The 15,090-nt window shown below is 69.2% G+C and carries 13 protein-coding genes, 4 tRNA genes and 1 pseudogene; 16 read left to right on the forward strand and 2 right to left on the reverse strand.

Annotation, left to right across the window (positions count from 1 at the left end; all coding sequences use genetic code 11):
• Positions 1 to 19: 19 nt before the first annotated feature.
• The 16 genes and pseudogenes from AC3A5T_RS07470 (at position 20) to AC3A5T_RS07545 (ending at position 14,477) form a co-directional block, all read left to right on the forward strand.
• Complete coding sequence (locus AC3A5T_RS07470; protein WP_487628025.1) at positions 20 to 1,024, forward strand: integron integrase; 1,005 nt, start codon at positions 20 to 22, stop codon at positions 1,022 to 1,024.
• A pseudogene (locus AC3A5T_RS07475) lies at positions 1,021 to 3,544 on the forward strand (DNA internalization-related competence protein ComEC/Rec2); the annotation flags it as partial. The gene AC3A5T_RS07470 and the pseudogene AC3A5T_RS07475, both read left to right, overlap by 4 nt.
• Entirely contained in the window at positions 3,438 to 4,079 is a 642-nt protein-coding gene (locus tag AC3A5T_RS07480; RefSeq protein WP_332077694.1) for a MotA/TolQ/ExbB proton channel family protein, read from the forward strand. The pseudogene AC3A5T_RS07475 and the gene AC3A5T_RS07480, both read left to right, overlap by 107 nt.
• Before the next feature lie 3 nt (positions 4,080 to 4,082).
• A complete protein-coding gene (locus AC3A5T_RS07485) occupies positions 4,083 to 4,532 on the forward strand; it encodes an ExbD/TolR family protein (protein ID WP_332076860.1) in 450 nt (149 codons plus the stop codon).
• Between the two features lies 1 nt (position 4,533).
• Entirely contained in the window at positions 4,534 to 6,336 is a 1,803-nt protein-coding gene (msbA, locus tag AC3A5T_RS07490; protein ID WP_332076861.1) for a lipid A export permease/ATP-binding protein MsbA, read from the forward strand.
• Entirely contained in the window at positions 6,333 to 7,304 is a 972-nt protein-coding gene (lpxK, locus tag AC3A5T_RS07495) for a tetraacyldisaccharide 4'-kinase (RefSeq protein ID WP_487628026.1), read from the forward strand. Before msbA ends, lpxK begins: the two co-directional genes overlap by 4 nt.
• Before the next feature lie 218 nt (positions 7,305 to 7,522).
• On the forward strand, positions 7,523 to 8,293 hold the full coding sequence (kdsB, locus tag AC3A5T_RS07500) for a 3-deoxy-manno-octulosonate cytidylyltransferase (protein WP_487628027.1): 771 nt from the start codon (positions 7,523 to 7,525) through the stop codon (positions 8,291 to 8,293).
• Entirely contained in the window at positions 8,290 to 8,772 is a 483-nt protein-coding gene (locus tag AC3A5T_RS07505) for a low molecular weight protein-tyrosine-phosphatase (RefSeq protein WP_487628028.1), read from the forward strand. The genes kdsB and AC3A5T_RS07505 overlap by 4 nt, the downstream gene beginning before the upstream one ends.
• Before the next feature lie 7 nt (positions 8,773 to 8,779).
• Positions 8,780 to 10,207 (forward strand): thioredoxin-like domain-containing protein, encoded by a 1,428-nt coding sequence (locus AC3A5T_RS07510; protein ID WP_487628029.1) that lies wholly within the window; start codon positions 8,780 to 8,782, stop codon positions 10,205 to 10,207.
• 32 nt (positions 10,208 to 10,239) lie between these two features.
• Positions 10,240 to 12,129 (forward strand): excinuclease ABC subunit UvrC, encoded by a 1,890-nt coding sequence (gene uvrC, locus AC3A5T_RS07515; protein ID WP_487628197.1) that lies wholly within the window; start codon positions 10,240 to 10,242, stop codon positions 12,127 to 12,129.
• An 18-nt stretch (positions 12,130 to 12,147) separates the two neighbouring features.
• Complete coding sequence (gene pgsA / locus AC3A5T_RS07520) at positions 12,148 to 12,747, forward strand: CDP-diacylglycerol--glycerol-3-phosphate 3-phosphatidyltransferase (protein ID WP_159679254.1); 600 nt, start codon at positions 12,148 to 12,150, stop codon at positions 12,745 to 12,747.
• Between the two features lie 36 nt (positions 12,748 to 12,783).
• Positions 12,784 to 12,859, forward strand: a tRNA-Gly gene (locus AC3A5T_RS07525).
• Positions 12,860 to 12,936: 77 nt separating this feature from the next.
• A tRNA-Cys gene (locus tag AC3A5T_RS07530) sits at positions 12,937 to 13,010 on the forward strand.
• A 46-nt stretch (positions 13,011 to 13,056) separates the two neighbouring features.
• Positions 13,057 to 13,132 (forward strand) — tRNA-Gly (locus tag AC3A5T_RS07535).
• A 103-nt stretch (positions 13,133 to 13,235) separates the two neighbouring features.
• Positions 13,236 to 13,322: transfer RNA gene (locus tag AC3A5T_RS07540), tRNA-Leu, on the forward strand.
• 210 nt (positions 13,323 to 13,532) lie between these two features.
• A complete protein-coding gene (locus AC3A5T_RS07545) occupies positions 13,533 to 14,477 on the forward strand; it encodes a GGDEF domain-containing protein (RefSeq protein WP_487628030.1) in 945 nt (314 codons plus the stop codon).
• Between the two features lie 10 nt (positions 14,478 to 14,487).
• Here the strand turns inward: AC3A5T_RS07545 and AC3A5T_RS07550 are convergent, their stop codons facing one another.
• Both AC3A5T_RS07550 and AC3A5T_RS07555 read right to left on the reverse strand, forming a co-directional pair.
• Positions 14,488 to 14,799, reverse strand: a complete 312-nt coding sequence (locus AC3A5T_RS07550) for a hypothetical protein (RefSeq protein ID WP_487628031.1) — start codon at positions 14,797 to 14,799, stop codon at positions 14,488 to 14,490.
• Positions 14,796 to 15,044: a hypothetical protein gene (locus AC3A5T_RS07555; protein WP_487628032.1), complete on the reverse strand. Its 249-nt coding sequence runs from the start codon at positions 15,042 to 15,044 to the stop codon at positions 14,796 to 14,798. The genes AC3A5T_RS07550 and AC3A5T_RS07555 overlap by 4 nt, the downstream gene beginning before the upstream one ends.
• Between the last annotated feature and the right edge of the window lie 46 nt (positions 15,045 to 15,090).

A 15,090-nucleotide genomic window follows, 5' to 3' on the forward strand; every position in this document is an offset into this window, starting at 1 on the left:
CGGCGCATGGAGGCGCACCGTGTTATCCGACGGAAACGGGGTGGTAACGGCAGCCGCGGCGCCGCGCTTGCTCGATCAGGTGCGGGCTCGGTGTCGGGTGCGGCATCTGAGCGTGCGGACCGAGCGGGCCTATGTCGGTTGGATCAAGCGTTTCATCCTGGCGAACGGGAAGCGGCATCCGAGGGAGATGGGCGGACCGGAGGTCGAGACGTTTCTGACGGGTTTGGCGACCCGGCATCAGGCGGCAGCGGGCACGCAGAACCAGGCGTTGGCGGCGCTGTTGTTTCTTTACCGGGACGTGCTTGGTATCGAACTGCCGTGGATGGATGACGTGGTCCGCGCGAAGCGGCCGCGGCGGGCGCCGGTCGTCTTGAGTGTCGAGGAGGTCCAGCGGCTGTTGCTGGCGATGGAGGGGCGACCGGCCTTGCTCGCGCGTCTGCTTTACGGCACGGGCATGCGGTTAATGGAGGCCATGCGCCTGCGGGTCAAGGATGTCGATTTCGCGCAAAGACAGATCGTCGTGCGTGAGGGTAAGGGCGGCAAGGACCGTCATGTGCCGTTGCCGGACCGCCTGGTGGCGGGTCTGCATGACGAGATCAAGCGTGCCTTGCACTTGCATGCTGCCGATCTCGCGGCGGGCCAGGGGGCGGTGTGGCTCCCCGACGCGCTGGCGCGCAAATATCCCGGTGCCGCGCGGGAGCCGGGTTGGCAATACGTGTTTCCCGCGCGGCAGCAGTCGCGCGACCCGCGTGAGGGCGTGTGGCGACGGCATCATCTCGACGAGTCGGTCTTGCAACGCGCGATACACACGGCGCGCGTGCGCATCGGCCTGCATAAACCCGCCAGTTGCCACACGCCGCGGCATTCGTTCGCGACGCACCTGCTCGACGCAGGTCAGGACATCCGGACGATCCAGGCTCTGCTTGGCCACAAGGATCTGTCGACGACGCGGATCTACACGCATGTGCTCCAGCGCGGTGGACTGGGTGTACGCAGTCCCCTGGACCGGCTTCCGGGCACGTGAACGCGCAGCGGGTGCCCGGACTGGGGCTGGGCGTCGCCGCCGGGCTGGTGCTCGGCGCGATCGCCTGTCTGCAGTTGCCCGGTCTGCCGCCCTGGTGGGTGATGACGTTTGCGCTCGCTGCAGCCTTCGCGGCCTGGGCAGTCGGGAGCGGGCGAGGGCGCCTGGTTGCGGCTTTCGTTGTTGGCGCAATGCTGTGCGGGCTGCACGCGGCGCATGCCTTGTCGCTGCAGTTGCCGACGACGATGGAGCGCGGTGATTTCGGGGTGCGAGGGCAGATCATCGGGCTGCCGGTGCACGAGCCGCAGCGCACGGCGTTTCTGTTCCGGGTTGCCGGTGACGACGCTGTGCCCGAATCTCTGCGTGGACGTCTGTTGCGTTTGTCGTGGTACGACGATCGGCGCGAGGGCCCCGATCTCCGGCGGTATGAGCTGTACGCCGGCAGCGACTGGGCATTCACCGCGCGGCTGCGTGCGCCGCGCGGGCTGCGCAACCCCGGCTGGTTCGACGGTGAGAAGCGCGCGATGGCGCAGCGGGTCACTGCGGTCGGGTATGTGCGCAGCGCCGAGCCGGTCACGCGTCTCGAAGCCGGCGGCGGCGTGGATCGTTGGCGCGAGCGGGTCGCGACGCGGATCGATGCGGTCGTCGACCGCGACAGTGCGCGCTATGTGCGGGCGCTCGCGATCGGCGACACGCGCGGGCTCGGCGATCTGGACTGGGAGGCGTTGCGTGCGACCGGGCTGACGCATCTGATCGCGATCTCCGGTTTCCACGTCGGCATGGTCGGCGGCTTCTTCGCGCTGGTCGCGACCGGCGTGTGGTGGTGCCTGCCATGGCTGGGCCGCTGGCTGCCACGACCGCAGGCGGCGGCGATCGTCGCGTTGCTGGCGAGCACTGTCTACGCGGCAGTTGCAGGATGGGAGCTGCCCACCGTGCGCACGGTGCTGATGATCGGCGTGGTCGTGATCGCGCGGTTGGCGCGACGGCATCTGCGCATCGCCGACTCGTTGGCCTATGCCGCGATCGCCGTGGTGCTGGTCGATCCGATGTCGGTGCTGTCGGCGGGCTTCTGGCTGAGCTTCGCCGGTGTCGCCTGGCTGGTCTGGTGCCTGCCCGACGCGCGCGAGCTGTCGAAGCTGCGCGGCCTCCTGGCCTCGCAATGGGTCGCGACCATCGGCTTGTTGCCGCTGACCGTGATCCTGTTCGGACAGGCCTCGCTGGCCGGACCGATCGCCAATCTCGTCGCGATCCCCTGGTGGAGCTTGGTCGTGGTGCCGCTGGCGCTCGTCGGCACCGGACTGGAGGCGATCCACAGCGGCGCCGGCGACTGGGCCTGGCGCAGCGCGGCGTGGGCTTTCGATCTGAGCTGGCCGTTGTTCGACTGGCTGGCCGCGAGCCCGATCTCGCTGTGGTGGCTGCCCGAGCCGCACTGGCTCGCGCTGCCGCTCGCCCTGCTGGCCGCGTTCTGGATGCTCTTACCGCGCGGCGTGCCGGGGAAATGGCTGGCGACATTGCTGTGGTTGCCATTGCTGTGGCCGGATCGGCAACTGCCGCGAGAAGGCGAGGCCGAAGTGGTGGTGCTCGACGTGGGGCAGGGCCTGTCGGTGCTGATCCGCACCGCGCATCACGCGGTGCTCTACGACACCGGCCCGGCGGTGCCGGAGGCCTACGACGCCGGCGAGCGCGTCGTGGTGCCCGCGCTGCAGGCGCTGGGCGTGCGGCGGCTGGACGCGATCGTCGTCAGCCACGGTGATGCCGACCACGCCGGCGGCTTCGGCGCCGTGCAGCGACGCTTCGCTGCGCCGGTGATCTTCGCGCCGCAATGGGACCGGGTGCCGGGCGCGTCGCCATGCCTGATGGGCAGCGCCTGGCGCATGGACGGCGTGACGTTCCGCTTCCTGCACCCGGATCTGTACTTCCCCGCATTCCGCAACCCGTCGAGCTGCGTGCTGCGGGTCGAGACCGCACATGGCGCCGCGTTGCTGCCGGGCGACATCGACGATCTGGTCGAGCGTCTGCTGATCCGGCGCGATGCGGCTTCGCTCGAGGCCGATGTCGTGATCGCCGCCCATCATGGCAGCCGCAGTTCATCCGATCCCGCGTTCGTGCGCGCTACAGGCGCTGCGGTCGCGATGATGTCGGCCGGGCACGGCAACCGCTTCGGGCATCCACATGACGAGGTGGTCGAGCGCTGGACGCAGGCGGGAGCTGCGGTGGGCAGCACCGCAGGCGGTGGCGCGACCCGGTTCCGGCTGCAGGCCGGCGGCCTGGGAGTCACGCAGGAACGCGTGCGGCGGCCGCGGTTGTGGGATGCCGCGCGGCAGATCGAGCGGCGGGAACCCCGGGCCGAAGCGGCCGTGCAGGCTGGGCTATCCTATTCCCCGGATTGAACCGGCCTTCGGCCGAAGGGGTTGGCGTGCTCGAACTGGTGAAGGCTGGCGGCTGGCCGATGCTGCCCTTGCTGCTGCTGTCGGCATTCGCGCTGGCGATCATCGTCGAGCGGTTCTGGGCGCTGCGCCGCAAGGCGGTGCTGCCGCCGGGCCTGGGCGAGGAAGTCCGTGCCTGGGCCGCGCGCGGCACGCTCGATCCCGCGCACATCGAATCGCTGCGCGGGACCGCGCCGCTGGGCGCGTTGCTGGCCGCGGCGCTGGACGTGCGCAACCGCCCGCGCGAGGAGATCCGCGAGCGGGTCGAGGATGTCGGCCGCCACGTCGCGTTCCGCATGGAGCGCTATCTCAATGCGCTGGGCACAATCGCCGCCGCCGGTCCGCTGCTGGGCCTGTTCGGCACCGTGGTCGGCATGATCCAGATGTTCATGGGCGTCATGGACCACGGCGTGGGCGATGTGAACCAGCTCGCCGGCGGCATCGGCAAGGCGCTGGTGTGCGCGGCGGCGGGCATGATCGTCGCGGTGCCGGCGCTGATGTTCCATCGCCACTTCCGCGCGCGCATCGACGGCTACATCGTGCAGATGGAACACGAGGCGATCGCGCTGATGGACGTCATCGATCCGCGCAACCGCCGTGGCGTGCAGGTGCAGGCACCGGTGCAGGGCTGACCCATGCGCATCCGCGACCGCCGCGCCGAGGACAATCCGGAACTCAACCTCGTGCCGCTCATCGACGTGATCCTGGTGCTGATCATCTTCTTCGTGATCACGACGACCTTCGATGCGCGCTCGGTGCTCAAGCTCGAACTGCCGCAGGCCAATGGCGAGCGCAACGACGCGCAGGACGGCACGCTGAGTCTGTTGATCAACGCCGACGGCCGGTACTTCGTCGACGACCGCGAAGCACTGCGCACGGATGTCGAATCGCTCAAGCGCACGATCGCCGAGGTCGCCGGCGACGACCGCGAACGCACCGTGCTGCTGCGCGCCGATGCGCGCACCCCGTGGCAGGCCGTCGTGACCGCCTACGACGCGCTGGGCCAGCTCGGCTTCAAGCGCATCGCGAATGCGACCGCGCCGCAGACGGCGGCCGCGCCCGCTGCGGCCACGCAAGAGGAATGACATGAGTACCGTTGTGGACAAGGCGCAGCACGACGCGCCGACGCCGGGACCCGCGCGCGCAGATCGCGCTTGGCCGGTCTATCGCCGGCTGCTGCAGTTCGCCACCGACTATCGCGGGCTGCTGTCCGTCGCCCTGGTCGGCATGCTGATCGAGGCGGCTGCCGGCGGCGCCTTCACCAAGATGATGGAGCCGATCATCGACGAGACCTTCGTCGGCGAAAACGCGGGTGTGAACCTGTGGTTGCCGGCGGCGATCATCGGTCTGTTCGTGATGCGCGGCGTCGCCGGCTATCTGGCCGACTACAACATGGCCAAGGCCGGCCGCGGCATCGCGCGCGATCTGCGCGTGCGCGTGCTGGGCAAGTACCTGCGGCTGCCGGGCATGCGCTTCGATGCCGAGCCGGTGCCGTCGATGCTGGTGCGTCTGGGCTCGGATTCCGACCAGGTCTCGCAGGCGGCGGTCGACGCGGCCAAGGTGATGATCCAGCAGTCGCTGCAGATCATCGCCTCGCTGGTCGTGATGCTGTGGACCAGCTGGCAGGTGACGCTGACGATCCTGGTCATCGCGCCGCCGCTGTCGTGGATCATGGGTAAGGTCGCGCGTCGCTACCGCCGTGTCAGCCACAACATCCAGGACAGCTCGGCGCTGCTGCTGCAGGCCGCCGACCAGTCGCTGAGCAACCAGCAGGAAGTGAAGATCTATGGCGCGCAGGCGGCCGAGAACGCGCGCTATCGCGCGGTCGCCGATACCCACATGCGACTGAACCTCAAGGTCGAGGCGACGCGCGCGATCTCCTCGGCGGTCGTGCAGCTGATGGGTTCGGTGGGGCTGGCGCTGCTGATCGTCATCGCCGGCTACGAGGCGTCGCAGGGTCGCCTGACCGCCGGAGGCTTCGTCGCGCTGATGATCGCGATGATGGCGATCATTCCCGCGCTCAAGCAGCTGACCAACGTGCAGAACATGCTGCAGCGGGGCGTGGCCTCGGCCGAGCGCCTGTTCGAGATTCTGGATTCGGACGACGAACGCGACACCGGCTCGCGGCCGCTGGCGCGTGCGCGTGGCGAGATCGAGTTCCGCAACGTCGGCGCGCGCTACCCGGGCCAGAACGCGCCTGCCTTGCAGGACGTGAGCTTCATCGCCAGGCCCGGCACGGTGACCGCGATCGTCGGCCGCTCGGGCAGCGGCAAGTCGACGCTGATCAAGCTGATTCCGCGCTTCTACGCGCAGGCCGAAGGCGAGATCCTGCTCGACGGCCATCCGATCGACGAGTACAGGCTGGCCGATGTCCGCCGGCAGATCGCGCTGGTCGGCCAGCAGGTGATGCTGTTCGACGACACCGTGGCCGCGAACATCGCCTACGGCGAGATGGCCGGCGTGTCGCCCGACGCGCTGGACGCGGCGATCCGCGGCGCCAACGCGATGGAGTTCATCGAGAAACTGCCCAGGCAGCTCGAAAGCGGCATCGGCAGTCGCGGCGGTCGCCTGTCGGGCGGCCAGCGCCAGCGCCTGGCGATCGCGCGCGCGATGCTCAAGGACGCGCCGATCCTGATCCTCGACGAAGCCACCGCCGCGCTCGATACCGAATCCGAACGTCTCGTGCAGGACGCGCTCGAACACCTGATGCCGGACCGCACGACCCTGGTCATCGCGCATCGACTGTCGACGATCGAACATGCCGACCAGGTGCTGGTGCTCGACCACGGCCGGCTCGTGGAGCACGGCACGCACCAGCAGTTGCTCGAACAGGGTGGTCTGTACGCACGCCTGCATCGCATGCAGTTCCGCGAAGGTGACGCTGGATGAAGGCACCGCGGTACTGGTTCGACGGCAGCCGTCCGCCGCTGCACGCGCGCGCGCTCGCCCGTGTCTACGGCGCCGCATCGCGACTGCGGCTGAAATTCGTGCGGCCGCGCAAGGTGTCGAAGCCCGTGCTGGTGATCGGCAACCTGATCGCCGGCGGCAGCGGCAAGACCCCGTTGACGATCGCGATCGTCACGCGCTTGCAGGCCGCGGGCTGGACACCGGGCGTCGCCAGTCGCGGCTACGGCCGCGACGACGCCCGCACGCCGCGCTGGGTCGAGCCGGTGACCGATCCGAAACTCGCCGGCGACGAGCCGGTGCTGATCGCCGCGCGCACAGGCGCGAAGGTGCGCGTGGACGCGGACCGCGTCGCCGCTGCGAAGGCTTTGATCGCCGCCGGCTGCGACATCGTGGTCTGCGACGACGGTCTGCAGCATTACCGGCTGCGCCGCGATGTCGAAATCGAAGTCATCGATGGCGCGCGTCGCTATGGCAATGGTCTGCTGATTCCGGCCGGGCCGATGCGGGAACTCGCCGCACGCAGTGCCGGTGTCGATTTCCGCGTGCTCAACACCGGTAGCGCGACCGATGTCGCAGCCGAATTCGGCGAATGGCCGATGCGCCTGCTGACCGGTCAAGCGCTGCCGCTGGCCGGCGGTCGCGCGTTGCCGCTGTCGCGCTTCTCCGGCCAGCGTGTGCACGCGGTCGCGGGGATCGGGGATCCGGAGCGTTTCTTCGCGACTTTGCGCAGCCATGGCATCGCGATCGTTCCGCATGCCTTCGCCGACCATCACCGCTATACCGCCGAGGACCTGCGTTTCGGCAGCGATCTGCCGGTCCTGATGACCGAGAAGGACGCGGTGAAGTGCATGCGCTTCGCCGGTGAGCGCCATTACAGCGTGCCGGTGTCGGGGGAGTTGCCCGAGGCGTTCTGGATCGCGTTGCTGGATCGGTTGGCCAAGCTGCGATGAGCGAGCGCTGACCGAAAGCGCGCGGCGTGAGCCCGTCTCCTTCAGGGAGAGGGTTGGGGTGAGGGCCGACGCTCGCGATATGTACTACCCGCGCACAGCTTGTGACTCGACGGGTTTGGTTTTGCTCTATCCATCCATCGCTCCACCGTGTTGGCCGTTGCGCAGGCGCAGCAAAGCGCCCCACAGCCGCGTGCGCCGCGATCTGTGACAATTCCGGCATGAGCACATCCACCGGTTTCGTCGTCGCCATTCCCGCGCGTTACGCGTCCACCCGCCTGCCGGGCAAGCCCCTGCAGTTGCTCGGCGGCGAGCCAATGTTGCTGCATGTCGCGCGGCGTGCGCTGGCGGCCGGCGCGGACGAGGTCTGGGTCGCGACCGACGACGCCCGCGTGAGAGACGCATTGACCGGCACCGCGGTGCAGGTGGCGATGACGTCGCCCGACCATCCCTCCGGTACCGATCGCCTGGCCGAGTGCGCCGCGCTCGCGGGTTGGGACGACGCGCGCGTGGTCGTGAACCTGCAGGGCGACGAACCGTTCGCGCCGGTGTCGGGCATCCGGGCGGTCGCGGCGCTCGCATCGCAGCCAGGCGTGGATCTCGCGACGCTGTGCGCGCCGGTCGAGGACGTCGAGACGCTGCTCGATCCCAACGCGGTCAAGGTCGTGCGCGGCGCGCACGGCGATGCGTTGTATTTCAGTCGCGCGCCGGTCCCGTGGCCGCGCGATGCATTCGCGCGCAGCCGCGACGTCATGCCCGACGGCGACTGGTGGCGGCACATCGGCATCTACGGCTACCGCGTCGGCTTCCTGAAGGCGTTCGCAGCCATGCCGCCAGGGCGGCTGGAGCAGATCGAAATGCTCGAACAGTTGCGCGTCCTCGAGGCCGGGCACCGGGTCGCGGTCGGCATCGCCGCCGAACCGTTCCCACCCGGCGTCGACACGCCCGACGATCTCGCCCGCGCGGACGCGCACCTGGCGGCCGGCGGATGACCCGCCTGCTGGTGGTGTGCCTGGGCAATATCTGCCGCTCGCCGGTGGCCGAAGGCGCGCTGCGCGCGCGGATCGAGGCGGCCGGTCTGGGTCACGTCCTCGAGGTCGACTCCTGCGGCACCGGCGACTGGCATGTCGGCGACCCGCCGGACCCGCGCGCGATCCGCAGCGCCGCGGCGCACGGCGTCGACATCTCCGGCCTGCGTGCCCGCCAGCTCGACGACGCGGATTACCGCGATTTCGACGTGCTGCTGTGCGCCGACGCCAGCACCCTGCGCATCGTGCGGGAGCGCCAGCCGGCCGATGCCACCGGCGACATCGCCCTGCTGCTCGACTGGGCCGGGCAGGGCGGCGGCGACGTGCCGGACCCGTATACCGGGGACGCGGCAGGCTTCGAATCGGTCTGGCAACTGGTCGATGCGGCAGCCGCGGGGGTCGTCGCGCGGCATCGACGCGGCGCCCCGGCCGTTCGCGCATAATCCGGGCATGACCGACGCCGTGACCGCACCCGAGTTCCCGGCCAGCCTGGAGTGGCTGAACCTGACCGACCCGCTGCGTATGGCGCAGCTGCGGGGGAAGGTGTGTGCGCTCGCGTTCGTGAACCTCGCCTCGGCCTGGTCGCAGCAGCGTCTGGCGGATCTGGGCCATCTGCGTGCACGGCATCGCGAGCGTCTCAACGTCGTGGCGGTGCACGCGCCGCGGTTCGATGCCGAGCGCGAATCGCGCCGCAGCAGCAAACGCGTGCATCGCCAGCAGATCGAGTTCCCGGTCGCCCACGATCCGGATTGGACGCTGTGGCAGCACTACGGCGTCGACGCCTGGCCGACCGTGGTGCTGATCGACGGCGAGGGCCGGGTGCGCGAACGCATCGTCGGCGAGGGTGGCATCCGCGAACTCGATGCGCGCGTCAGCGCGCTCGCGGCCGAGCTCACCCCGCATGCCGTCAATGGCGATCCGATCCGCATGCGCCGCAGCGGCGAGCCGCCGTTGCCGTTGCGCTTTCCGGTCGGTCTCGCACTGGCGGGCAATTTCCTCTACGTCGCCGACAGCGGTCACCACCGCGTGCTCGAATGCGACACCAGCGGCCGCGTGCTGCGGCAGTTCGGCAGCGGCAGTCCCGGCTTCATCGACGGGCCGATGGAACTGGCCGCGTTCACCCGGCCGCACGGCATCTACGTCGAACGCGACGTGCTCTACGTCGCCGACACCGGCAATCACGCGGTGCGGCGCATCGAACTGCGCAGCGGCGACATCTCGACGATCTGCGGCGCGGGACGTCCCGGCATCACCGCCGAAGGTGCGCTGAGCGATCCGCGCGCCGTCGCGCTCGACCAGCCGCGCGACATCGTGCTGGCCGGCGACAAGCTCTACATCGCCTGCGCCGGCGACAATCGCATCTGGCGGCTCGATCTCGGCCGCTCGACGATCGAACTGCTGGCCGGCAACGGCAAGCTCGCGGTGATGGACGGCAGCGGGTCGATGGCCTCGTTCGGCGAACCGGTCTCGCTGGCCTGCGTGCAGCAGACGCTCTATGTCTGCGATGCCAGCGGGTCGGCGATCCGCAGCGTGCATACGCGCACGGGCGCGGTGTCGACGCTGGTCGGCCAGGATCCCTGGCAGTTCGGTCGCGTCGACGGTCCGCGCACCGACGCGCGGATGCAGCATCCGCAGGCGCTCGCGCTCGAGCCCGACGCGCCGGTGCTGTGGATCGCCGATGCCGGCAACGACAGCCTGCGCCGCCTGCGGCTGGGCGGCGGCGAACTCACCTCCTTCGATCTGCCGCAGCGCCTGCACGCGCCCGGCGGTCTGGCGATCGGCAGCGATGCGGTGTGGATCGCCGATACCGATGCGCACGCCGTGCTGCGGCTCGATCCCGTCAGCGGCGCCGTGCGGCACGTTCCGATAGGCGAATGACCGGGGCGCGCAAGGCGAGCAGCGGTGGCGTGATGTTCGACGGCAAGGCGTTCGTCGCTGGGCTCAGCACCGCACCGGGCGTCTACCGCATGTACGCGGCGGACGACACCGTGCTGTACGTGGGTAAGGCCGCGGACCTGCGCAAGCGCGTGGCGAGCTATTTCAACGCCTCGCCCAAGGTCACGCGGACGATGGCGATGATCGCGCAGATCGCGCGCATGGAAACCACGGTCACGCGCAGCGAGGCCGAGGCGCTGCTGCTCGAGAACCAGCTCATCAAGTCGCTCAAGCCGCGCTACAACGTCTCGCTGCGCGACGACAAAAGCTATCCCTATGTGCTCGTGACCAGCGACGACTGGCCGCGCATCGCCGTGCATCGCGGGCCGCGCAACGTGCCCGGCCGGTACTTCGGTCCGTATCCGGGCGTGACCGCGGTGCGCGAGACGCTGAACCTGATGCAGAAGCTGTTCAAGCTGCGCAACTGCGAGGACAGCGTGTTCCGCAACCGATCGCGGCCGTGCCTGCAGCATCAGATCGGCCGCTGCACGGCGCCCTGCGTCGGCATGATCTCGGCGCAGGATTACGGCGATGCGGTGCGCCGCGCGTCGCTGTTCCTCGATGGCCGCAGCGACGAGCTCACGCAGGAAGTCACGCGCGATATGGAAGCGGCGGCCGAGAAGCTCGACTTCGAAGACGCCGCGCGCCTGCGCGATCTGCTCGGCAACATGCGCAGCATGCAGGCGCGCCAGTACGTCGACGGCAAGGTGGCCGAACTCGATGTGCTCGCCTGTGCGATGCAGGGCAGTCAGGCCTGCGTGCTGCTGCTGGCGTTCCGCGACGGCCGCAACCTCGGCACGCGCGCGTTCCATCCGCGTACCAACGGCAGCGACGATCCGGCCGAAGTGCTGGCCGCGTTCGTGTCGCAGCATTACGCCGAACAAACGCCGCCGCGCGAGATCGTGCTCGACCGCGCGATCGAGGACGTCGCGTTACTCGAAGAAGCCTTCAGCGAATCCACCGGGCGCCGCGTGCAGATCAAGACCAGCGTGCGCGGCGATCGTGCGCGCTACGTGGATCTCGCGCGCCGCAATGCCGAGATCTCGTTGGCGACCGAGATGAGCAGCCAGGCGGCGCAGAACGCGCGCGCCGAATCGCTGCGCGAGATGCTCGGTCTCGCAGCGGTCGCGCAGCGCATCGAGTGTTTCGACATCAGCCACACCATGGGCGAGGCGACGGTGGCCTCGTGCGTCGTGTTCGACGCCGCCGGCCCGGTCCGTGGCCAGTACAGGCGCTACAACATCGCCGGCATCGAGCCGGGCGACGACTACGCGGCGATGCACCAGGCGCTGACCCGGCGCTTCCGCAAGGCGGCCGACGCGCGCGCGGCCGAGGTCGCTGCGGCAGAGGCGGGCACCGACGTGCCTGCGGCCGCGGAAGGCGCCGGCATCCTGCCCGACGTGCTGCTGATCGACGGCGGCACCGGACAGGTCGCGCAGGCGCGTGCGGTACTCGACACGCTCGGCATCACCGGCATCTGTCTGGTCGGCGTGGCCAAGGGCGAGGCGCGCAAGCCCGGCGACGAGACCCTGCTGCTGCCGGACGGACGGGTGCTCAAGCCCGGCGCGGCATCGCCGGGACTGCAGCTGGTGCAGCAGGTGCGCGACGAAGCGCACCGGTTTGCGATCACCGGTCATCGTGGACGGCGTCAGAAGGCGCGCACGACCAGCCGGCTCGAGGACATTCCGGGCATCGGTCCGCGCCGCCGCGCCAGCCTGCTGAAGCATTTCGGCGGTCTGGGCGGGCTCAAGGCCGCTGGCGCCGAGCAGATCGCCCAGGTCGAAGGTGTCAACGCGGCGCTCGCGCAACGCATCTATGCGACCCTACACGGGCTCGACCCCGGCCCCGGCGCCGGACACGACTGAATCCCCCACAGGCGTCCGATGAAATTCACGATTCCCACCTGGATCACGCTGATGCGGATCATGCTGATCCCGGTGCTGGTGCTGGTGTTCTATTTGCCGTTCCAGTGGACCAACTTCGCCACCGCGCTGGTGTTCGCGTTCGCGTCGATCACCGACTGGCTCGACGGCTGGATCGCGCGCAAGTACCACCAGTACTCCGCATTCGGCGCATTCCTCGATCCGGTGGCCGACAAGCTGATGGTCGCCGTCGCGCTGTTCCTGATCGTGCAGGGCCACCCGACGCCGTGGATGGCGTTCTGGGCGGCGGTGATCGTGGGCCGCGAGATCGCGGTGTCCGCGCTGCGCGAGTGGATGGCCGAACTCGGCCAGCGTGCGACGGTGCGCGTCGCAGCGATCGGCAAGATCAAGACCATCGCGCAGATGGTCGCGCTGCTGTGCCTGCTGTACTCGGTCACGCCCGACCAGCCGCCGCGTCCACTGCCGTGGCTGGGCCGCGAGATCTTCATCATCGGCGACTGGCTGCTGGCGATCGCGGCGATCCTCACGCTGTGGTCGGGCCTGCTGTATCTGCGTGCCGCATGGCCGATCATGCGCGCTGCGGAAAAGAACAAGTATTGACACCCCGGTGGCGATGGGTAGAATTTCGCCTCCCAAGCGGGAATAGCTCAGTTGGTAGAGCGCAACCTTGCCAAGGTTGAGGTCGAGGGTTCGAGCCCCTTTTCCCGCTCCAGTTTCGAAGACGAAGCCCCGGGTTGTACGCGGGGTTTCGTTTTGTCGACAGGACCCAAAGTCCTGCACGGCGTCACCGGCCTGGTGGCAGAGTGGTTATGCAGCGGATTGCAAATCCGTGTACGCCGGTTCGATTCCGACCCAGGCCTCCAGCCGGCGCACCACACGGGTCGCAGGCGGGTTACAATTCGGTTCCAAGCGGGAATAGCTCAGTTGGTAGAGCGCAACCTTGCCAAGGTTGAGGTCGAGGGTTCGAGCCCCTTTTCCCGCTCCAGTTCGAAAGGCCCTGCAGATGCGGGGCTTTTTCGTATCTGGCGCCGCGCGATCGACGCGGCGGTTCCAATCGACCGCGCGCTGGGGCACGCTGTCGACCGCCTGCCCGGATGGCGAAACTGGTAGACGCACCGGACTTAAAATCCGTTGGCCGCAAGGTCGTGCCGGTTCGATTCCGGCTCCGGGCACCATCGTCGGACGCTGCGTTTGCGGACCGACTTCGCAGTTCCCTCGCAGCCCCCACGGATCGACGCGTGTCTTCACGGGCGCATGCGCGCGGCCGGTCCAGGGTGCGATCACAGCGGATGCAGCGCTGGTCGGCGGGAGGAACGGGTACGCCGCCGGCGTGCCCCGGGACGGGCGCCACCACGATGATTTCGAGACTCCGGAACAATTTCCAATTGGCCATCATCACCCTGCTCGGGTCGGTGACCGCGGTCGTGCTCGGCAGTTTTCTGGTGTGGCGACTCGCACGCGGTGACTGGGGCGTCGCGGCGCTGGATGCAGCCGTTGTCGTCACGATGGTCGCGATCGTACGGCTGGCGTGGCGCGAGGGGCGCACCGAACGCGCGGGCGCGTGGATGGTGGTGTTCAATTCCGGTTTCGCGATTCTCGCGTGCCTGACCCTCGGTCCGGCGGCGAGCGGCTGGGTCTACGTCGCGCTGATGACCAGTTTCTATCTGGCGCCGTTACGCGTGGCGACCTGGAGCGGCGCAGTGCTGTTGCTGGTCGCGTCGGCGACGCTTTTGTGGCGCGACGTCGGTCCGTACCACATCAGCACGCTGGTGACGTGGTCGCTGGTGTACGGCTTCTCGCTGGTGTTCGCGCGGCGGCTGCGTACGCACAGCGATTCGCTGGAACTGCTGGCGAGCGTCGATCCGCTGACGCGCATTCCCAACCGCGGCATGCTCGAAGCCGATCTGCGGCATGCGATCGCGACCGGCCAGAGCGGTCGTGCAGGCCTGCTGGTCCTCGACATCGATCGCTTCAAGACCGTCAACGACACCTTCGGCCATGCGGCCGGCGACACGGTGCTGATCGATCTCGCGGTGCTGCTGCGCGAGGAATTGCGACAGGGCGATTCGGTCTATCGCTTTGGCGGCGAGGAGTTCGTGATGTTGTTGCCGGTGCTGTCGGAGCAGGCGCTGACACGCGCGGCTGAGCGCGTGCGCGATGCGGTGGCGACGCGCCTGGTCGGTCCCGGAGGACGGATCACGGTGGCGGTGGGCGGCGCGATGCTGTCGGCGGAGCGCGACTGGCAGGACTGGTTCGCACGTGCGGATGCATCGCTGTACCAGGCCAAGCGCGCAGGCGGCAACACGATCCACATCGCGGAACCGCTCTGAGGACGGACCGTCAGCTCTGGCTGGCGTGGTGCGCGACGCCGGCCGGCGCGTCGCGGTCTTCCCAGTCGGGTGCAGCAGGACGCACGCGCGCGGCACGCACGCGGCGCACCGCGGACAGCCTGCGCCGCCAGCGCAGCAAGGCGCCCAAGATCGACAGCAATGCCAGCGCTGCGGCGAGCACCACGACCCAGGGCGCGAGCCCCGCGAGCGGGGAGAGGATCGATCCGGCCGTGTTGCGCAACGCGAGCGAGAACACGGCGCCCGTGATCAGGATGTAGGTCGGCAGCACGAGCACGCGCCAGATCGTGCGGGGCGAGATCATGAGGCGCTCCCCGTTTCGGCCGGTGACGGTCCGACGACGGGCGCCGCATCAGGCAGGCCGCGCATCGTGCGGAAGTGCGAAGCGGCCGCGGCGCGTGCCGTATCCCAGTCGATCGCGCGCGGGATCAATTCCCACTGCGCACGCAGCACGGGTTCGAGTTCATGCCAGTCCGCGTCCGGTCGGTCCGCATGGACGGCACGCGTCATCTCCGCAAGGATCACCGGGTTGTAGGGAGGCAGCGACATGGACGTTCGACAGGCACGTGGGATTCGGATCGACAGTAGGCAGCGG

The sequence above is a fragment of the Luteimonas sp. Soil_C_16 genome, assembly GCF_057657295.1.